This window comes from Aggregatibacter kilianii (genome assembly GCF_003130255.1).
Taxonomy (GTDB): Bacteria; Pseudomonadota; Gammaproteobacteria; order Enterobacterales; family Pasteurellaceae; genus Aggregatibacter; species Aggregatibacter kilianii.
In genome coordinates this window covers 989581-1008590 of record NZ_NRCN01000001.1, presented here as the reverse complement: position 1 = coordinate 1008590, position 19010 = coordinate 989581, and the positions used below count along the sequence as shown (strand labels likewise).

Here is a 19010-nt window from a genome sequence, read left to right as displayed (position 1 = left end):
TTCAAAAACAAAAATCCCATCAAATGTTTGATGGGATTTTTTGTGGGAAAAGTGCGGTGGATTTTATAAACGTTTTAAAAAAATACGCGGTATTATGTAGCAAATGCACAAAACGCTTGCTGAGCTTGTCGAAGCATTCGTTTTGTGTATAGGAGAAGCTGAAATTACTTACACTTCGACAAGCTCAGTGACCGTAATTTCAGCTTTGTACAACTGCTACATCATTTCGAAAAACTCTTGGAAAACTCACCGCACTTTCATACTCAACGGGACTTAACTATGACATCCGTCCGTTGGCGATAGGAATAACCTGATCACAAATCGCCATGGTAGAGGCGCGATGGCTCACCAGGATGATCAATTTTTCTGCTTTCACGTTTAGCAGGGATTGCAAAATCATGGCTTCGTTTAAGCTGTCCAGATTGCTGGTCGGTTCGTCTAACAAAATAATCGGCGCATTGTGCAAGAAGGCGCGGGCAATGCCGATACGTTGTTTTTCACCGTCGGAAAGGTTGTTCCCCATTTCAGTGATTTTCGTGTCGTAGCCTTCCGGCAAGCTCATGATAAATTCATGAATGGAGGCTTTTTTCGCCGCTTCAATCACTTGCTCTTTCGTTGCCTTGCGGTTTGCCAACACAATATTTTCATACACCGTTTCATTGAAAATATAGGTTTGTTGGGTGATGTAAGCAATATTGTCGCGCAAATTCACCGTATTAATATTTTTTAAGTCCGTATCGTTAATGCAAATACGGCCTTGTTGTGGATCGTAAAAACGCATGATTAATTTCAAAAGCGTACTTTTTCCGCTACCACTACGACCATGAATACCAAGAATTTCACCTTTATTAAGCTGCAAATACACGTCAGATAAAATTTGTTCGTCCGCATAAGCAAAGCTGACGTTTTCTACGTTAATTTGCTGCACGTCAGTGATATTCACGCCATTTTCTACGTCTTTTAATTCCGGTTGTTCTGCCAATAACGCTAACACACGTTCGCCGCTGGCGAGGGTTTGCAATAAGTTGTTGGACAGGTTACTTAAAGCAATCACCGGGCCGTAACTGGACATCAATAAAATCACAGCAATGAGCAAACCGGCAAAATCAATGTAATCGTAAGCAAATAGCGTCAAACCCACCAATAAAATCACGATATTGAAGAAAGACACCGCGATTTCCGTGAACGAACGCACATTGCCTTCTTGTTGTTTGATTTTTAAAAAGGCTTGGTCGATTTTTTCACTGCGTTGATGGATTTCCTGTAAGCGTTTTTCCTCGTTGCCGAAAAGTTGAATTTCTTTCATGCCACGAATGCTGTCGAGGAAGAAATCGTTCATTTCGCCGACTAAATCACGGTATTTGCGGCCATCTTCACGCGCCATTTGGGTGGTAACGATAGGCAAAATAATGCCGATGGCCACATACGCTAAAAATGCCACCAACACAAACCACCAAGAAATATGCGCGAATACCGCCAATAAAATCCCGGAAGTTAAAAAGGCAATGGCGATCGGCGCGATGGTATGCGCATAAAACACCTCCAACAATTCAATGTCGTTGGTGACCAAAGAAAGCAATTGACCGGATTGTTTGTCCTGCAATTTTACAAACGCCAAACGACGTAATGCACTGAACACTTTATCACGCAACAACGCCAATAATTTGAAGGCGATGTAATGGCCGGACATTTGTTCCAAATAACGCAAAATGCCACGCGCTACCGCCAGCACAATAAGTGCGGTCAAAATTTGCGATAAATTTAAGTGGGTGTGGAAATTAAGCAACTCCGACAAACCCATAGCACCCAGCACCATAATGAAAATAGCACTGAGGAAACCGAGGGTACCCATAATAATGGTGAAACTCATGATATGTGCCAACGGCGTCACCAATTTCATGAGCTGCCACATAACGACAAATCCATTCTTACGCATGATTTGCCCCCGTTCTGATATTTTCTAAGTTCTTTTGTTGATTAAACATTTCTGCATAAATTCCGTTTTCAGCCATTAAAGAAGCATGATCGCCCGATTCTGCCAAGTGACCGCTTTGTAACACATAAATTTGATCGGCATTCACCGCATTCGCCAGACGGTGAGAAATCATGACAATAGTTTTTTCGTGTTTAAGCTGTTGAATAAATTGCAGAATGATTTCTTCACTTTCTACGTCGATGTTACTGGTGGCTTCATCGAAAACGTATAAGTCGGCATTGTGCAACAAGGCACGCGCCAACGCTAAACGCTGAATTTGACCGCCGGACAAGTTAGTTCCGCGACTTAATAACATCATGTCCAACCCGCCGTTTTCACGGACGAAATTTGCTAAATTCACTTGTTCTAAGCATTGATAAATAGCGTCATCAGAAGCATCGGACAATGCCATCAACATATTTTCTCTGAGGCTGCCTTTGAAAATGTAACTGCTGTGGCTCACCAACGAAACATGACGATATAAGGAATGACGGTTAATTTGTTTAATATCAACGCCGTTAAACAAAATTTCTCCTTGCTGTGCTTGGTAAAAGCCCATAAGCAAGGAAACCAATGTGGATTTACCGCAGCCGCTTTTACCCACAAAAACCGTTAATTGCTTCGGTTGAATACTAAGGTTTAAGCCGTTAATGGCCGGTTTTTCCGCAGAATAGGCAAAATGTAAATCCTTAATTTGCACGCTGACTTCATTTTTAGCCGGAAAATCCACCGCACTTTTGTTTTCTTCTACCGGCGTATCTAACAGCGTAAAGATTTTTTCTGAAGCCGCCTTGCCGTTCATCGCCACATGGAAGAAAGAACCGAGTAAGCGTAACGGAATGAAAAATTCGGAAGAAAGTAAAATGAACAAAATAACACCAAAAATGCTTAAATTGCCGTCTTGATATTGTAAAAGCGCCGTCAAAATCCCTAGTGCCGCACCGCCGTAAGCCAATAAATCCATTAAAGAAACAGAGTTCAGCTGCATGGTCAGCACTTTCATAGTGATGGTACGGAAATTCTCCGCTTCGATATCCATTTGTTTGGCTTTGTAGTCGTCATCTTGATAGATTTTTAAGGTAATCAAGCCTTGTAGGTTATCCAAAAAGCTACTACCTAAACCCACATAAATAGACCAATATTTCGCCAATAAACGTTTCGCAATTTTATTTACCGCAATGATGGACATTGGAATTAACGGCACGCAAACTAAAAGAATTAATGAGGTCGGTGCGTTAAAAAAGACCAGGAAAACAAACAGCGTGAGTGGCGCAAGCAGGCTGTAAAACAACTGTGGAAGATAACGGCCAAAATAAATTTCCAGTTGTTCCACGCCTTCAGATGCCACTTGGATCACGGAAGAGGTAGATTGTTGGTTAACCTGATTCAGCGGCATGGAAGATAATTTTTGATAAATCAGCGTACGCAATTTATGTTTCACTTGCGTACTCGCTTTATAGGAGGCTTTTACCGCCATTTTTCCCGCCCAAGCACGCAACGCCAGACAAGCAACCAAAACGACGGTAAAAATGACCGCACTTTGTAGCGTAAGTGTGCGCTCAAACGCCCATTGCAAACAAATGGCAAATACCACCGCACTTATAATCCCGCCAATTAAGGCAACCCAGTTCCATAACACATTAATAGCAATCCATTTTTTGCTATCCTCGACTGTGTTTATCAGCCGTTTATCAATCATCATAACGTTTATTTGTCCTTAAGAATTACTTTAATGAAAAGTGCTATATCATAACATTTATATAACAAATGATAATTAATTTTATTCAATAAATGAGACTGTTTTATGTTTACTGTTTAAATTTAAAACAAAAAAATAGCACCTTTCTCAAGGTGCTATTTATATAAAATTCAAATCGGTTTATAGCAAGATATTGGCAAATAACAGACCAAAACCTAAGCAGAATGCCATACTTAATAAACCTGGTAGCATGAAACTGTGGTTGAAAATGTATTTACCGATTCGGGTAGTACCGGTGGTATCAAAGTCAAGTGATGCAATGATTGGACCGTAGTTTGGAATAAAGAAATAACCGTTTACTGCCACAAACACACCAATCAAGATAGCCGGTGGAATACCAAGAGCAATACCCAATGGGAACAATGTCGCTACGGTAGCGCCTTGGCTGTTTACGAGTACAGAAAGCACGAACAAGGCGAAGGCAAATGTCCAAGGTGCAGTTTCAACTAAACCTTTTACTAAACCTTTTACTTCCTCAATGTGAGCTTGCATTAAGGTATCTCCTAACCATGCGATACCGAAAATAGCGATTACCGCACGCATACCAGCGTGGAATACGGAACCTTTGGTAATTTCAGTGCCATCCGGTTTACAGGTTAAGATAATTAGCGCACCGATAGATAGCATGATGATTTCAATGGTATGTGCCATACCCATTGGTTTGCCATCAAATACCGGACGAAGAGAAGGCATTGCTCCCATTAATACAACAAGCAATGCACCAAACAAGAAAAGAGAAACAGAAATTTTTGCTGTTTTGCTGATCTCAAGTTCTTTCCCACTAATAGTTGAATTAAAGGCTTCGGCATATTTAGGATCGTTTAAACGACGTTGGTATTCCGGATCATCTTTTAATTCCTTACCCATTTTATTGACAAATAAACACGCGCAGAAAATACCAAGAACAGTGGAAGGAATCGTGACGATTAACACATCACCTAAATGAATACCTTGCGGTTCAAGGTACGCCACAACTGCAACTACAGCTGCAGCAATCGGGCTGGCAACAATAGCAAATTGAGAGGCAATAACTGCCATAGACATTGGTCGTTCAGGGCGAACACCATTTTGGCGGCTCACTTCGGCAATGACTGGTAATACAGAATATGCAACGTGGCCTGTACCGGCTAATAGTGTAAAAGTCCAAGTGACTGCAGGTGCAATAAACGTAATGTGTTTTGGATTACGACGTAAAATATTGGTAGCAATTTTGATCATATAATCTAAACCGCCTGCCGCTTGCATTGCTGCTGCAGCGGAAACCACAGCCATAATCATAAACATAACGTCAATTGGCAGGCCTGCCGGTTTTAAACCAAAACCGAAAGACAAGATAGCAAGCCCCAAGCCGCCAAAAACACCCAAACCGATACCGCCAACACGTGCACCTACCAAAATACAGAGCAACACGATGGCGAATTGAAGTAAAAACATAGCAGACATACTGCCTCCTTAGAGAATGAAAACAAAATCTGTGTAATGTATAAGATATTATACTAAATGATATTTTGATAAAAATGCCTTTTCAAGGCAATTAGGGTTTAGTAATTCAAAATTCGACCTAATTATATAGGAATGTTGTCGCAGTGAGTATGTAAGAGATTTAAAGTTCTGTTCGATTTATGATCTATATCATATTTTAAAGAAATAATTGATTATTATTTAAACAAAATTGATAATTTTTACAAGAACAATTATTTTTGATAAATAACTAAAGTAAAGTTATACTGGGGCCTTGTTTTTAAACCTAATCATTGAGAAAAAAATGGAAGAATTTATGCCGATGGCAATCACGTTTGCCAAAAATCATACTCTAATTGTCGTTGCTTGGGTAGCCGTGTTTATCATGGTCATTTATCACTTTATCAAAGCGGCAACCAGTAAAACCAAAGTTATTGATAACGCTGAAGCCGTTGCCTTAATGAATAACCAAAATGCTGTGGTAATTGACTTACGTTCTATCGATGAATTCGGTAAAGGGCATATTATCAACAGCCTAAACCTCCTTCCTACCGAAATTAAAAATCACAATATCGGTAAAATTGAACAACACAAAGAAACGCCCGTTATTTTGGTTTGCGCAACCGGTGCAACTTCCGGCACTTCGGCAGAGATTTTGGCAAAACAAGGCTTCAACCACGTTTATACTTTAAAAGAAGGCCTTGCCGGTTGGCGCGCAGCAAATTTACCTTTAGTTAGAAAATAAATAAGGACTCAAACATGACCGAAGAAAATAAAGACGTTGTTAGCGAAGAGCAAGAAACTCAAGCGATACTGCAAATTCAACGCATCTATGTTAAAGATGTTTCTTTTGAAGCACCGAATTTACCCCATATTTTCAATCAGGAATGGAAACCAAAACTGGCTTTCGATTTATCTACCGAAACCGTTAAATTAGCCGATGATTTATACGAAGTTTGCCTAAATATTTCCGTGGAAACCACCTTGGAGGATTCCGATGATGTGGCCTTCATTTGTGAAGTAAAACAAGCGGGTGTGTTCACCATTAGCGGTTTGGACGATATGCAAATGGCGCACTGCTTAACATCACAATGCCCAAATATGCTGTTCCCGTATGCACGTGAATTAGTGTCCAACTTAGTGAATCGCGGTACATTCCCGGCATTAAATCTTTCTCCGGTAAACTTTGACGCTTTGTTTGTTGAATATTTACAACGCCAACAACAAGAGCAAGAATCTGCCGAACAACCAAGTGTTAATTAATCACAAAAACCCGCTTTACATTAAACCGTAAAGCGGGTTTTATCCTTTCGTTACCGTCTTTTTCGCCATTCAAGGAGTAAATGATGAATACGACCTTAACCCATTCTTCCATCACCGTATTAGGCGCAGGTTCTTTTGGTACTGCCTTGGCTATCACATTTTCGCGCAATGGGCACCCCACTTATCTTTGGGGGCATAATCCGCAAAAAATGCAAAAACTGAATGCCGAACGACAAAATGCGGAATTTTTACCTGATATTATTTTCCCGGATGCATTACACATAGAAGCGGATTTGGGCAATGCAATTCAAGCCTCACGGGATTTGTTATTGGCTGTGCCAAGCCACTGTTTCGGTGAAATTCTCTCGCAAATTCGACCGCACTTACGCCCCGATAGTCGAATTGTTTGGGCCACCAAAGGGCTAGAACGGAATACCGGGCGCTTGCTGGAAGAGGTGATTAAGGAAACATTAGGCAACACTTACCCGTTGGCCGTTCTTTCCGGCCCAACCTTTGCCAAAGAATTGGCTTCCGGTTTACCTACTGCCATTACGTTAGCCTCCGATAACGAAGAATTTGCACGTGAATTTCAAGCACGAATTCATTGCAGTAAGCATTTTCGGGTTTATATTAATGATGATATGCTCGGTGTGCAGCTGGGAGGAGCGATTAAAAACGTTATTGCTATTGGTGCCGGGATTTCCGATGGTATGGGATTTGGTGCAAATGCCAGAACAGCATTAATTACTCGTGGTATTACAGAAATATCCCGTTTGGGTATCGCCGCAGGCGCCAATCCTAACACCTTTATGGGCATGTCGGGTTTAGGCGATTTAGTGCTTACCTGTACTGATAACCAATCTCGTAACCGTCGTTTCGGTATTATGCTTGGACAAGGTTTTTCCGCCCAAACTGCCATGGATAATATCGGACAAGTGGTGGAAGGTTTTTACAACACCAAAGAAGCTCATTTATTAGCTCAGCGTTATGGTGTTGAAATGCCTATTACGGAACAAATTTATCAAGTCTTGTTCTGTGGTAAAAATGCAAAAGAGGCTGCAGTGAATTTATTAGGCAGAGAACGTAAAGAGGAATAATCCATGTTGTTAGAAGTTTGGCAAAATATTCGTCAAGAAGCGAAAAAATTGGTAGATAACGAACCTATGCTTGCCAGTTTTTTCCATTCGACCATTTTAAAACATCATGATTTAGGCAGTGCACTAAGCTATATTTTAGCCAATAAATTAGCTAACACCATTATGCCGGCCATTGCCTTACGTGAAATTATCGAAGAAACTTATTTGGCAAAACCAAGTATTATCGAATGTGCCGCGTACGATATTTCGGCCGTACGTCAACGGGATCCGGCAGTAGAATTACTCTCCACACCATTGCTATATTTAAAAGGCTTTCACGCTTTGCAAAGCTACCGAATCACCCATTATTTATGGCAACAAAATCGCAAAGCTTTGGCTATTTACCTACAAAACCAAATTTCCGTCGCTTTTGATGTCGATATTCACCCCGCCGCCAACATTGGGCACGGCATCATGTTTGACCATGCCACCGGTATTGTAGTGGGTGAAACCTCGGTGATTGAAAATAATGTGTCGATTTTACAAGGCGTTACTCTCGGCGGTACAGGCAAAGAATGCGGCGATCGCCACCCTAAAGTACGTGAAGGCGTCATGATTGGTGCCGGTGCGAAAATTTTAGGTAACATTGAGGTGGGTAAATATGCTAAAATAGGCGCCAATTCGGTGGTGTTACAACCGGTTCCTGAATACGCCACCGCCGCCGGGGTGCCTGCACGCATTATCGGTAAAGACAGAGATGCCAAACCGGCATTCGACATGAACCAAAACTTTATTGATCTTGGCATGGAATTAAATATCTAGCCTCTATCATTAAATAAAAAAACATCATAAAAACCGACCGCACTTTATATTGCTGTTTTAAAGTGCGGTTAGTTTTTTTGTTATTTTTACAGCCTAACACCAATTTTAAAACGGATAAACTATGATACTCACATTAAATTATTTATTTCTAACCATCAAAAAACTCGGTATTTTTCTTATTGGTCTATTATTTCTGGCAGCTTGCGGGAATAACGTAAATAAGTTAGCTGATGAATCTCTCGGTGAAATTAAATTGAACCAAGAATATGGCTATGTGATAGATTTAGACAAATTAGCCAATGGCAAAGCCATCGAAACCTCTGTGCGGGTTAACATTAACACGACAAACAGTGGAATCAAGGCAGATTATCAGCTAACCGAAAATCGCGGTGAAACTAAAAATCAGGTAATCATTAGCGGAAAACCTACGGTTAAAGGTGATATTTCTGTGGATGTTCAATGGGGAATTTACGGTAATATGTCGTATTCGCCAAAATTATTTAAGAAAAGATTTATTATTAACGTCGTTGAATAATCATATATAAATAAGCCGGTTTACATAACCGGCTTTATTTTTGGACTTAAGCTTTAATTAAACGGGAAAGTGCGGTGTCTTTTCGGTCTAAATAATGGGTAGATTGAATGCGACGAATGGTTCTGGATTTTCCACGAATTAATAAGGTTTCCGTGGTAGCTAAATTGCCTTTACGGTGAACACCTTTTAATAAATCACCGTTAGTAATCCCGGTGGCGGCAAACACCAAATTGTCATCCCGCACCAACTGTTCTAATTGTAATACGGTATTCACTTCCACACCCATGTCTGCACAACGGCGAATTTCTTCTGCGGCCAACACATTATTTTCCGGCGTATCGCCTTTTACCTGATCTCGCAGTAATAGACGGGATTGCATATCACCACCTAAGGCACGAATAGCCGCTGCCGCCACAACCCCTTCCGGCGCACCGCCAATGCCATAAACCATGTCAATTTCCGCTTCCGGCAAGCAACATAACACAGAGGCCGCTATATCACCATCAGAAATGGTAAACACCCGCACGCCTAACTCGTGCATTTTTTCAATCACCGCTTCATGACGGGGTTTATCTAAAATCATCACCGTTAAATCGGATAACAGTTTGCCTAACTTCGAGGCGACGCGGCGCAAATTTTGTTCAAGTGGCAAATTCAAATCAACAATACCTTTTGCCTCCGGACCAACCACCAATTTTTCCATATACATGTCCGGCGCTTTCAAAAAGGTATTTTTACCACCCGCCGCCAATACGGAAATGGCATTGGCTTGTCCCATTGCCGTCATACGCGTACCATCAATGGGATCCACGGCAATAGATACTAATTCCCCCATACCTGAACCTAGTTTTTCGCCAATATATAACATCGGCGCTTGGTCAATTTCGCCTTCGCCAATCACGATTTCTGCATCCATATGAATCAAATTTAGCATATAACGCATGGCTTTCACGGCAGCATCATCAGCCGAATTTTTATCCCCACGTCCCAACCAAGCAAACCCGGCAAGGGCAGCAACTTCGGTTACTCTTGAAAATTCAATGGCTAATGATCTGTTCATGGCATAATCCTTAAAAATGAGAAGTAAAAAAATCGGCTTATTCTATCACTAAGCAAACGTTTGCTATAGAAAAAACACAAAGAAATTTTTAACCAACAATCACGAATTCACAGATAATTTGATTCTTTACTTTAACAAAGCGGATTAACTATGTAGAATAACCCACACTTTTATCCATTTGTTTTAGAGGAAATCACTATGTCATTAGAAGTTTTAGATCAGTTAGAACACAAGATTAAACAAGCTGTTGAGACCATTCAACTCCTTCAATTGGAAGTGGATGAATTAAGAGATAAAAACGGCAGAGCACAACAAGAAAATGATGCATTACGCGGTGAAAACGAACAATTAAGAGGTGAACACCAAAATATCCAGGAGCGTTTACGTTCACTTTTAGGCATCACCGATAGCATCTAATTACATATTATTAAACAAAGGCTTAGTTAATCTAAGCCTTCTTTTTAGGAGAAAAAATGCAACCTAAAATTTGCCTAATTACAGGTAGCACCTTAGGCAGTGCCGAATATGTTGCCGAACACTTAGAAAGCGTATTACAACAACAAGGCTTTTCTACCGAATTACATCATGGTCCGGCATTAGACGATGTTATCAACGAAAAATTATGGTTAGTTGTCACCTCCACCCATGGCGCAGGGGAATTACCGGATAATTTAAAACCGTTATTTGAAATGCTGAAAGACAACAATATGGATCTTTCAGATTTAAGATTTGCCGTGATAGGTTTAGGAAATTCCGATTACGACACATTCTGTTTTGCCGTGGATACCGTGGAAGAAACATTACAAGCCAAAAGTGCGGTCAAAATTGCCGATGCTTTACGCATTGATGTGTTAAATGACACCGACCATGATCAATGTGCAGAAGATTGGTTACCCGCCTTCATACAAAAAATTTAGTCCCATCTTCTTAATAAAAACCTTTTTTACGATGAAAATTTAATCAAACTTATCAATTTATTCCTGTGTATAACTTTAGATAAAAACTGTTAAAAATCTGTTTTTATCACTATAACAACTTTGATATATTGCTATTATGTGGATAACTAACGAAGTTATACACAGGAATTAAGGTATAGGATCGGTAAGATCTTAACAGTTTGATCTATAATCTATCTCTTTCATTTCATTATAAAAAAGGATCTTATTCAGAATAAAACAGGATCTTAATAATAGTAATAATAAACTTATTTATATATAAAGATCTTATAACTTATTAAACAGGGATCCTTCACATTGATCCTTGCCATCAATTCTCACAATCTTATCTTTCAAGCCCCTTCGTTTTTCAGTAAAATAGCAAGCAATTTTTTTTAAGGGATCAAGGGATCTCTTTTGCATTAGATCAGTACATCAGAGATAAATATTATTATGTTTTATATGGATACTTATGACGTCATTGTCATTGGTGGCGGCCATGCAGGAACCGAAGCTGCGCTTGCGCCTGCCCGTATGGGATTAAAAACCCTGTTACTTACACATAATGTGGATACGTTAGGACAAATGTCTTGTAATCCTGCAATTGGTGGGATAGGAAAAGGCCATTTGGTTAGAGAAATTGATGCCATGGGCGGTTTAATGGCGACAGCTGCGGATCAGGCCGGTATTCAATTTCGTACCTTAAACAGTAGCAAAGGCCCGGCCGTACGGGCTACCCGTGCGCAAGCAGACCGTGTGTTATATCGTCAGGCAGTTCGCATTGCCCTTGAAAATCAACCGAATTTAGATATTTTCCAACAAGAAGTCAGCGATATTTTAATTGAGCAGGATCGTGCTACTGGTGTCGTGACGAAAATGGGGCTGAAATTTCATGCGAAATCGGTGATTTTAACTGCAGGTACATTTTTAGACGGCAAGATCCACATTGGTTTAGAAAATTACATCGGTGGACGCGCCGGTGATCCTGCTTCCATTACGTTAGCGCAACGTTTACGCGATTTGAACTTACGGGTGGATCGCTTAAAAACCGGTACGCCGCCACGCATTGATGCACGCACTATTGATTTTTCCGTGCTTGCCGAACAGCATGGCGATGCAGAGTTGCCGGTATTTTCTTTCATGGGATCGGTTGATCAGCATCCTCGTCAAATTCCTTGTTTTATTACGCATACCAATGAAAAAACCCATGAAGTGATCCGTAATAATTTAGATCGTAGCCCAATGTACACGGGAGTGATCGAAGGGATCGGTCCACGTTATTGCCCGTCCATTGAAGATAAAGTGATGCGTTTCGCCGATCGCAATTCTCATCAAATTTATTTGGAACCGGAAGGCTTAACCACAAATGAAATTTACCCGAATGGAATTTCTACCAGCCTACCATTTGACGTGCAAATGGGAATCGTTAATTCCATGAAAGGTTTGGAAAATGCCCGTATTATCAAACCGGGCTACGCTATCGAATATGATTATTTTGATCCGCGCGATTTAAAACCAACGTTAGAAACCAAATCCATTCAAGGTTTATTCTTTGCCGGTCAAATTAACGGTACTACTGGTTATGAAGAGGCCGCCTCTCAAGGTTTGTTAGCGGGAATTAACGCCGGTCTTTATGTGCAAGAAAAAGAGGCTTGGTTCCCACGTCGTGATCAGGCTTACATGGGCGTATTGGTGGATGATCTTTGCACGCTTGGCACCAAAGAACCTTATCGCGTATTCACGTCCCGAGCTGAATATCGTTTGTTATTGCGTGAAGATAATGCCGACATTCGTTTGACACCGATTGCCCATGAATTAGGGTTAATTGATGAAGCACGCTGGGCACGTTTCAATCAGAAAATGGAAAATATTGAACAAGAACGTCAGCGTTTGCGCAGTATTTGGTTACATCCGCGTTCAGAACATTTAGAAGAAGCCAACCAAGTATTGGGCAGTCCGTTAGTGCGTGAAGCCAGTGGTGAAGATTTATTGCGTCGTCCGGAAATAAATTATCAAATTTTGACCGCACTTACGCCGTTTCAACCGCCGATGGCCGATAAAGAAGCTATTGAACAAGTGGAAATTGCCATTAAATATCAAGGTTACATCGAACATCAGCAAGAAGAAATCGAAAAGCAAAAACGCCATGAAAATACGGCAATTCCGCCACATTTTGATTATTCCAAAGTTGCGGGATTATCTAACGAAGTTCGTATCAAACTGGAACAACATCGTCCGGTATCTATCGGACAAGCCAGTCGTATTTCCGGTATTACGCCGGCAGCCATTTCCATTATTTTAGTAAACTTAAAAAAACAAGGCATGTTAAAGCGGGGTGAATAATGGCTAACCTTGATATGCAGCTGGCAGATAAACTAAAAACATTATTAAAACAGACCGCACTTTCTGTTACAGAACAACAGCAACAACAATTAGTTAAGTTAGTTTCATTGCTCAATAAATGGAATAAAGCATATAACCTGACTTCTGTGCGTGATCCACAGGAAATGTTGGTTAAACATATTTTAGACAGTATTGTGGTTAGCCCTTATTTACAAGGTGATCGTTTTATTGATGTGGGTACAGGTCCGGGCTTACCGGGCTTGCCATTAGCCATTATTAATCCGGATAAACATTTTGTACTGCTAGATAGTCTCGGTAAGCGCATTAGTTTTATTCGACATGCGGTGCGTGAGCTAGGACTAACTAATGTAGAACCGGTACTTAAGCGGGTGGAAGAATATCAACCCGATCATCAATTTGATGGCGTGTTAAGTCGAGCTTTTGCTTCTCTTAAAGATATGACAGATTGGTGCAGTCATTTGCCTACGGAAAACGGACTATTTTATGCGCTAAAAGGGCTTTTTCGTGATGAAGAAGTACAAGAATTAGACAGTAAATTCGCCATAAAAGAGGTTATAAAACTTAATGTTCCCGAGCTTGTTGGGGAACGGCATTTGGTCATTTTGAAATAAAGTTTACATTTTTGTTAAACATTTTTTTAAAAGTGTAATTTATTTAACATTTTTTATGTTTTTTTAAGTTGAAACTGTTTTCTGCAAAGGTATAATTAAAACGTTTTTTGTGTTTTAAAAATAAAGTAATGTCTCAGGTTCTAACGCAAGCTAAAAAACGTTATCAAAAAGCTATATTGCTTGAAATGGGATTTATCCTCATTTTTGGTGCGTTAATGTCCATTTGGCAATGGAAAAGTGCGGTTGATTTTTGTCTTGGATTTTTTAGTGCTTTTTTGCCTTTTTGTGCATTTATTTACCTTATTTTTTATCGTAAACAGAATTTATCAACAAAACTGACCGCACTTTATCGTGGTGAAGCGATAAAGTTTATACTAACAATTCTTTTTATTGTGGTATCTTTCAAGTGGTTAGGCGTGAGTCAGTTTTTTTTGTTTTTTACAGGTTTTTTTATGGCATTAGTGTTGAATAATTTGGTTCCATTTTTGCTAAACAGGTCTTAATTTTTTTTCTATTTTTTTAAAGGGTTAACTATGTCTGAACTCACTACTTCAGAATATATTAGTCACCATTTATCGTTTCTTAAAACAGGTGATGGTTTCTGGAATATTCACGTTGATACGCTCTTTTTCTCAATTCTCTCAGCCATTATTTTCCTTTTTGTTTTTTCTCGTGTTGCGAAAAAAGCAACGCCGGGTGTACCGGGTAAACTGCAATGTTTTGTTGAAATTGTGGTTGATTGGGTAAATGGTATTGTAAAAGAAAACTTTCATGGCCCGCGTAACGTGGTGGCACCTATCGCGTTAACCATCTTCTGTTGGGTGTTCATCATGAATGCCATCGACTTAATCCCAGTTGATTTTCTTCCTCAATTTGCCGGTCTCTTTGGTATTCATTATTTAAGAGCCGTACCAACCGCAGATATTAGTGCGACCCTAGGTATGTCAATCTGCGTCTTCTTCCTCATTATTTTCTATACGGTTAAATCAAAAGGTTTTGGTGGTTTGGTGAAAGAATATACGCTCCATCCTTTCAATCATTGGGCGTTTATTCCGGTAAACTTTATTCTTGAAACCGTGACCTTGTTGGCAAAACCGATTTCTCTTGCTTTCCGTTTGTTCGGTAACATGTATGCAGGGGAATTAATCTTTATTCTTATCGCTGTGATGTATTCTGCCAATATGGCGATTGCGGCATTGGGAATCCCGTTACACCTCGCTTGGGCTATTTTCCATATTTTGGTTATTACGTTACAAGCATTCATCTTTATGATGTTGACGGTGGTTTACTTAAGTATTGCTTATAACAAAGCAGAACACTAATTTTTATTAACCGGCTCTAGGGCTAAACTTAACTTCTATTGGAGAACATTATGGAAACTGTAATTACAGCAACTATCATTGGTGCATCAATTCTTCTTGCATTTGCTGCATTAGGTACTGCTATCGGCTTTGCTATCTTAGGCGGTAAATTCTTAGAATCGTCAGCTCGTCAACCGGAACTTGCATCCAGCTTGCTAACTAAAATGTTTATCGTGGCGGGTTTATTGGATGCGATTGCAATGATTGCTGTTGGTATTTCATTACTTTTCATTTTCGCAAACCCATTCATCGGCTTATTACAATAATTGCCTTATTTGCTTATCAACGTAAAACAAGCATAGTAAGGAGGACGTTGTGAATTTAAATGCAACATTGATTGGTCAACTTATTGCATTTGCAATTTTCGTGTGGTTCTGCATGAAATTTGTTTGGCCACCAATTATTAATGCGATTGAAACACGTCAAAGCCAAATTGCGAACGCTTTAGCTTCGGCAGAAGAAGCTAAAAAAGAGCAAGCGGATAACAAAGCGCTTGCTGAGCAAGAAATTTCTAACGCTAAAATTAAAGCACAAGAAATTTTAGATGCTGCCAATAGACGTCGTAATGAAGTGCTAGACGAAGTGAAGATAGAAGCAGAAGAGCTAAAAGCGAAAATTATTGAGCAAGGTTATGCCGAAGTGGAAGCCGAGCGTAAACGCGTTCAAGAAGAATTACGTGTGAAAGTCGCCTCTTTAGCGATTGCCGGCGCAGAAAAAATTGTTGGGCGTACTGTGGATGAAGCAGCCAACAATGACATCATAGATAAACTAGTTGCAGAACTATAAGAAGGTTGAGCTTATGTCAGAATTAACTACCATAGCTCGCCCTTATGCTAAAGCAGCATTTGATTTTGCCGTAGAACAGAGTTCATCTGATAAAAGTGCGGTGGAAAAATGGAATAAAATGTTGGGTTTTCTTGCTGAAGTGGTAAAAAACGAAACCATGCAGGCTTTCTTAACAGGATCATTTTCCGCACAAAAATTAGCAGACACGGTGATTTCAATTTGTGGCGAACAATTAGATCAATATGGGCAAAACTTAGTTCGGTTAATGGCTGAAAATAAGCGTTTAACTGTGCTTCCGGCAGTTTTAAAAGAGTTTCAACGCTATGTTGAAGAACATCAGGCTATTACGGAAGTTCAAGTCACTTCGGCTCAACCATTAAGTGTCGCGCAACAAGAAAAAATTGCTGCCGCAATGGAAAAAAGATTAGCTCAGAAAGTTAAGTTAAATTGCAACGTTGATAAGACGCTGATTGCCGGCGTTATCATTCGTACAGAAGATTTTGTGATTGACGGAAGTAGTCGTGGACAACTTGCCCGTTTAGCAAATGAGTTGCAATTATAAGAGGATTAGAAAATGCAACTAAATTCAACTGAAATTAGTGAATTAATAAAAAAACGCATTGCCCAGTTTAATGTAGAAAGTGAAGCGCGTAATACGGGTACAATCGTTTCTGTAAGCGATGGTATTATTCGTATTCATGGGTTAAGCGAAGTAATGCAAGGGGAGATGATTGCTCTTCCGGGTAATCGTTACGCGATGGCATTAAACTTAGAAAGAGATTCTGTTGGTGCTGTGGTAATGGGACCTTATGCAGATCTTGCTGAAGGAATGGAAGTTCAATGTACTGGCCGTATTCTTGAAGTACCGGTTGGTCGAGGTTTATTAGGTCGTGTTGTAAACACGCTTGGTCAACCAATTGATGGTAAAGGTGAAATTGAAAATGACGGTTTCTCTCCGGTTGAAGTTATCGCTCCAGGTGTAATTGAACGTAAATCCGTTGATCAACCTGTACAAACCGGTTATAAAGCGGTTGACTCCATGGTACCAATCGGTCGTGGTCAACGTGAATTGATTATCGGTGACCGTCAAACCGGTAAAACAGCATTAGCGATTGATGCTATCATTAACCAACGTAACTCAGCTATTAAATGTATCTATGTTGCTATTGGTCAAAAAGCATCAACAATTGCTAACGTGGTACGTAAATTAGAAGAACATGGTGCATTAGCTAATACTATTGTGGTTGCTGCGTCTGCGTCTGAATCTGCAGCATTGCAATATTTAGCGCCTTATGCCGGTTGTGCAATGGGTGAATATTTCCGTGATCGTGGAGAAGATGCATTAATCGTTTATGATGATCTTTCTAAACAAGCGGTTGCTTATCGTCAAATTTCCTTATTATTACGTCGTCCGCCAGGTCGTGAAGCATATCCTGGTGACGTGTTCTACTTACACTCACGTTTGCTTGAACGTGCTTCTCGTGTAAATGAAGAATACGTAGAAAAATTCACCAAAGGTGAAGTAAAAGGAAAAACAGGTTCTTTAACTGCTCTTCCAATTATTGAAACTCAAGCGGGTGACGTTTCTGCATTCGTTCCTACTAACGTAATTTCTATTACCGATGGTCAGATTTTCTTAGAATCTAACTTGTTTAACTCAGGTATTCGTCCTGCGGTGAACCCAGGTATTTCTGTTTCTCGTGTGGGTGGTTCTGCGCAAACTAAAGTTATTAAGAAACTTGCGGGTGGTATTCGTACTGCACTTGCACAATATCGTGAATTAGCGGCATTTGCTCAGTTTGCTTCAGATCTTGATGATGCAACTCGTAAACAACTTTCTCACGGTGAAAAAGTAACCGAGTTGTTGAAACAAAAACAATTTTCTCCGCTTTCTGTTGCTGAACAAGCAGTAGTGTTATTTGCGGTTGAATTTGGTTATTTAGACGATGTTGAATTATCTAAAATTGCAAGTTTTGAAACCGCAATTCTAGATTATGCAAATCGTAATTATGCCGAGTTTATGCAAGAGCTTACTAAAACCGGTAACTATAATGATGAAATCAAAGATACATTAAAAGGTATTTTAGATAGTTTCAAAGCTAATAGTGCTTGGTAGTAACGGAGAAATAAGATGGCAGGTGCAAAAGAGATAAAAACCAAAATTGCCAGCGTACAAAGTACGCAGAAAATTACTAAGGCAATGGAAATGGTTGCAACCTCGAAAATGCGTAAAACGCAGGACCGTATGGCGGCATCTCGTCCGTATTCTGAAACTATCCGTAGTGTTATCAGTCATGTGTCTAAAGCAAGTATCGGTTATAAACACCCGTTCTTAGTTGAACGGGAAGTAAAAAAAGTTGGTATTTTAGTTATTTCTACTGATCGTGGAATGTGTGGTGGTTTAAACGTGAATTTGTTTAAAACCACACTTAACCAAATTAAAGATTGGAAATCACAAAATGCGACGACTGAGCTTGGCTTGATTGGTTCTAAAGGGATTAGTTTTTTCCGTTCCCTTGGTTTTAAAGTAAAAAGCCAACTTTCCGGTTTGGGCGATAACCCTTCTTTAGAAGAATTAATTGGTGTAGCAAATACCATGTTTGATGCTTATCGTAATGGAGAAATTGATGCAATTTATATTGCATACAATAAATTCATTAATACGATGTCGCAAAAATCGGTTGTACAGCAATTAGTTCCTTTACCGGAAATGGAAAACGATCACTTAATCGAAAGACAACAGGCATGGGATTATATTTACGAACCTGAACCAAAAGTGTTATTAGACAGCCTTTTAGTTCGTTATTTAGAATCTCAAGTTTATCAAGCGGTTGTAGATAATTTAGCTTCAGAACAAGCGGCTCGAATGGTAGCGATGAAAGCAGCAACAGATAACGCAGGCAATTTAATTAATGATCTGCGGTTGGTGTATAACAAAGCTCGTCAAGCAAGTATCACAAATGAATTAAATGAAATCGTTGCCGGTGCGGCTGCGATTTAAT

Annotated in this window: 20 protein-coding genes; 16 read left to right on the top strand and 4 right to left on the bottom strand. The window is 39.8% G+C overall.

What is annotated here, in order from left to right; translation table 11 throughout:
• Positions 1-277 precede the first annotated feature (277 nt).
• The 3 genes from cydC to DK428_RS04635 form a co-directional block, all read right to left on the bottom strand.
• Complete coding sequence (gene cydC, locus DK428_RS04645) at positions 278-1936, bottom strand: thiol reductant ABC exporter subunit CydC (RefSeq protein WP_109064904.1); 1659 nt, start codon at positions 1934-1936, stop codon at positions 278-280.
• A complete protein-coding gene (locus tag DK428_RS04640; protein WP_109064903.1) occupies positions 1929-3677 on the bottom strand; it encodes an ABC transporter ATP-binding protein/permease in 1749 nt (582 codons plus the stop codon). Before DK428_RS04640 ends, cydC begins: the two co-directional genes overlap by 8 nt.
• 177 nt (positions 3678-3854) lie before the next feature.
• Positions 3855-5177, bottom strand: coding sequence for an anaerobic C4-dicarboxylate transporter (locus tag DK428_RS04635; RefSeq protein WP_109064902.1), 1323 nt, complete (start codon positions 5175-5177; stop codon positions 3855-3857).
• A 322-nt stretch (positions 5178-5499) separates the two neighbouring features.
• On the opposite strand from DK428_RS04635, the gene DK428_RS04630 reads away from it, so the two are divergent.
• The 5 genes from DK428_RS04630 (at position 5500) to DK428_RS04610 (ending at position 8891) form a co-directional block, all read left to right on the top strand.
• Positions 5500-5940, top strand: a complete 441-nt coding sequence (locus tag DK428_RS04630) for a rhodanese-like domain-containing protein (RefSeq protein ID WP_109064901.1) — start codon at positions 5500-5502, stop codon at positions 5938-5940.
• Between the two features lie 14 nt (positions 5941-5954).
• Positions 5955-6458 (top strand): protein-export chaperone SecB, encoded by a 504-nt coding sequence (secB, locus tag DK428_RS04625; protein ID WP_109064900.1) that lies wholly within the window; start codon positions 5955-5957, stop codon positions 6456-6458.
• 83 nt (positions 6459-6541) lie between these two features.
• Positions 6542-7555, top strand: a complete 1014-nt coding sequence (gene gpsA, locus DK428_RS04620; protein ID WP_109064899.1) for an NAD(P)H-dependent glycerol-3-phosphate dehydrogenase — start codon at positions 6542-6544, stop codon at positions 7553-7555.
• 3 nt (positions 7556-7558) lie between these two features.
• On the top strand, positions 7559-8356 hold the full coding sequence (cysE, locus tag DK428_RS04615; protein WP_109064898.1) for a serine O-acetyltransferase: 798 nt from the start codon (positions 7559-7561) through the stop codon (positions 8354-8356).
• A 121-nt stretch (positions 8357-8477) separates the two neighbouring features.
• Positions 8478-8891, top strand: a complete 414-nt coding sequence (locus DK428_RS04610; protein WP_109064897.1) for a hypothetical protein — start codon at positions 8478-8480, stop codon at positions 8889-8891.
• 46 nt (positions 8892-8937) lie between these two features.
• Here the strand turns inward: DK428_RS04610 and glpX are convergent, their stop codons facing one another.
• The gene (glpX, locus tag DK428_RS04605; protein ID WP_109064896.1) at positions 8938-9951 is read right to left on the bottom strand and encodes a class II fructose-bisphosphatase; all 1014 of its coding nucleotides are present in this window, start codon (positions 9949-9951) and stop codon (positions 8938-8940) included.
• A 198-nt stretch (positions 9952-10149) separates the two neighbouring features.
• On the opposite strand from glpX, the gene zapB reads away from it, so the two are divergent.
• The 11 genes from zapB to atpG all read left to right on the top strand — a co-directional run bounded on the left by zapB (position 10150) and on the right by atpG (position 19009).
• Positions 10150-10368: a cell division protein ZapB gene (gene zapB / locus DK428_RS04600; protein WP_109064895.1), complete on the top strand. Its 219-nt coding sequence runs from the start codon at positions 10150-10152 to the stop codon at positions 10366-10368.
• 56 nt (positions 10369-10424) lie between these two features.
• Positions 10425-10868: an FMN-binding protein MioC gene (gene mioC / locus DK428_RS04595; protein WP_109064894.1), complete on the top strand. Its 444-nt coding sequence runs from the start codon at positions 10425-10427 to the stop codon at positions 10866-10868.
• Positions 10869-11339: 471 nt separating this feature from the next.
• Positions 11340-13229, top strand: a complete 1890-nt coding sequence (mnmG, locus tag DK428_RS04590) for a tRNA uridine-5-carboxymethylaminomethyl(34) synthesis enzyme MnmG (protein WP_109064893.1) — start codon at positions 11340-11342, stop codon at positions 13227-13229.
• Complete coding sequence (rsmG, locus tag DK428_RS04585; RefSeq protein WP_109064892.1) at positions 13229-13861, top strand: 16S rRNA (guanine(527)-N(7))-methyltransferase RsmG; 633 nt, start codon at positions 13229-13231, stop codon at positions 13859-13861. Before mnmG ends, rsmG begins: the two co-directional genes overlap by 1 nt.
• A gap of 128 nt (positions 13862-13989) precedes the next feature.
• Positions 13990-14364: an ATP synthase subunit I gene (locus DK428_RS04580; protein ID WP_109064891.1), complete on the top strand. Its 375-nt coding sequence runs from the start codon at positions 13990-13992 to the stop codon at positions 14362-14364.
• 30 nt (positions 14365-14394) lie between these two features.
• Positions 14395-15183 (top strand): F0F1 ATP synthase subunit A, encoded by a 789-nt coding sequence (gene atpB, locus DK428_RS04575; RefSeq protein WP_109064890.1) that lies wholly within the window; start codon positions 14395-14397, stop codon positions 15181-15183.
• A 50-nt stretch (positions 15184-15233) separates the two neighbouring features.
• Positions 15234-15488 carry a F0F1 ATP synthase subunit C gene (atpE, locus tag DK428_RS04570; protein WP_005702422.1) on the top strand — a complete coding sequence of 85 codons (255 nt, stop codon included), beginning with the start codon at positions 15234-15236 and terminating at the stop codon, positions 15486-15488.
• 49 nt (positions 15489-15537) lie between these two features.
• On the top strand, positions 15538-16008 hold the full coding sequence (atpF, locus tag DK428_RS04565; RefSeq protein WP_050692832.1) for a F0F1 ATP synthase subunit B: 471 nt from the start codon (positions 15538-15540) through the stop codon (positions 16006-16008).
• A 13-nt stretch (positions 16009-16021) separates the two neighbouring features.
• Positions 16022-16570, top strand: a complete 549-nt coding sequence (gene atpH, locus DK428_RS04560) for a F0F1 ATP synthase subunit delta (RefSeq protein ID WP_109064889.1) — start codon at positions 16022-16024, stop codon at positions 16568-16570.
• 12 nt (positions 16571-16582) lie between these two features.
• On the top strand, positions 16583-18124 hold the full coding sequence (gene atpA / locus DK428_RS04555) for a F0F1 ATP synthase subunit alpha (protein ID WP_109064888.1): 1542 nt from the start codon (positions 16583-16585) through the stop codon (positions 18122-18124).
• 15 nt (positions 18125-18139) lie between these two features.
• Entirely contained in the window at positions 18140-19009 is an 870-nt protein-coding gene (gene atpG / locus DK428_RS04550; protein WP_109064887.1) for a F0F1 ATP synthase subunit gamma, read from the top strand.
• Position 19010: the final 1 nt, after the last annotated feature.

What these genes read in the sequence shown, in the direction of transcription:
- secB (WP_109064900.1), top strand. Translation starts at nt 5,955, where the DNA reads ATGACCGAAGAAAATAAAGACGTTGTTAGCGAAGAGCAAGAAACTCAA.
- rsmG (WP_109064892.1), top strand. Translation starts at nt 13,229, where the DNA reads ATGGCTAACCTTGATATGCAGCTGGCAGATAAACTAAAAACATTATTA.
- atpA (WP_109064888.1), top strand. Translation starts at nt 16,583, where the DNA reads ATGCAACTAAATTCAACTGAAATTAGTGAATTAATAAAAAAACGCATT.
- atpB (WP_109064890.1), top strand. Translation starts at nt 14,395, where the DNA reads ATGTCTGAACTCACTACTTCAGAATATATTAGTCACCATTTATCGTTT.
- DK428_RS04635 (WP_109064902.1), bottom strand. Translation starts at nt 5,177, where the DNA reads ATGTCTGCTATGTTTTTACTTCAATTCGCCATCGTGTTGCTCTGTATT.
- DK428_RS04640 (WP_109064903.1), bottom strand. Translation starts at nt 3,677, where the DNA reads ATGATGATTGATAAACGGCTGATAAACACAGTCGAGGATAGCAAAAAA.
- cysE (WP_109064898.1), top strand. Translation starts at nt 7,559, where the DNA reads ATGTTGTTAGAAGTTTGGCAAAATATTCGTCAAGAAGCGAAAAAATTG.
- DK428_RS04610 (WP_109064897.1), top strand. Translation starts at nt 8,478, where the DNA reads ATGATACTCACATTAAATTATTTATTTCTAACCATCAAAAAACTCGGT.
- DK428_RS04630 (WP_109064901.1), top strand. Translation starts at nt 5,500, where the DNA reads ATGGAAGAATTTATGCCGATGGCAATCACGTTTGCCAAAAATCATACT.
- gpsA (WP_109064899.1), top strand. Translation starts at nt 6,542, where the DNA reads ATGAATACGACCTTAACCCATTCTTCCATCACCGTATTAGGCGCAGGT.
- glpX (WP_109064896.1), bottom strand. Translation starts at nt 9,951, where the DNA reads ATGAACAGATCATTAGCCATTGAATTTTCAAGAGTAACCGAAGTTGCT.
- zapB (WP_109064895.1), top strand. Translation starts at nt 10,150, where the DNA reads ATGTCATTAGAAGTTTTAGATCAGTTAGAACACAAGATTAAACAAGCT.
- atpE (WP_005702422.1), top strand. Translation starts at nt 15,234, where the DNA reads ATGGAAACTGTAATTACAGCAACTATCATTGGTGCATCAATTCTTCTT.
- cydC (WP_109064904.1), bottom strand. Translation starts at nt 1,936, where the DNA reads ATGCGTAAGAATGGATTTGTCGTTATGTGGCAGCTCATGAAATTGGTG.
- mnmG (WP_109064893.1), top strand. Translation starts at nt 11,340, where the DNA reads ATGTTTTATATGGATACTTATGACGTCATTGTCATTGGTGGCGGCCAT.
- mioC (WP_109064894.1), top strand. Translation starts at nt 10,425, where the DNA reads ATGCAACCTAAAATTTGCCTAATTACAGGTAGCACCTTAGGCAGTGCC.
- atpH (WP_109064889.1), top strand. Translation starts at nt 16,022, where the DNA reads ATGTCAGAATTAACTACCATAGCTCGCCCTTATGCTAAAGCAGCATTT.
- DK428_RS04580 (WP_109064891.1), top strand. Translation starts at nt 13,990, where the DNA reads ATGTCTCAGGTTCTAACGCAAGCTAAAAAACGTTATCAAAAAGCTATA.
- atpG (WP_109064887.1), top strand. Translation starts at nt 18,140, where the DNA reads ATGGCAGGTGCAAAAGAGATAAAAACCAAAATTGCCAGCGTACAAAGT.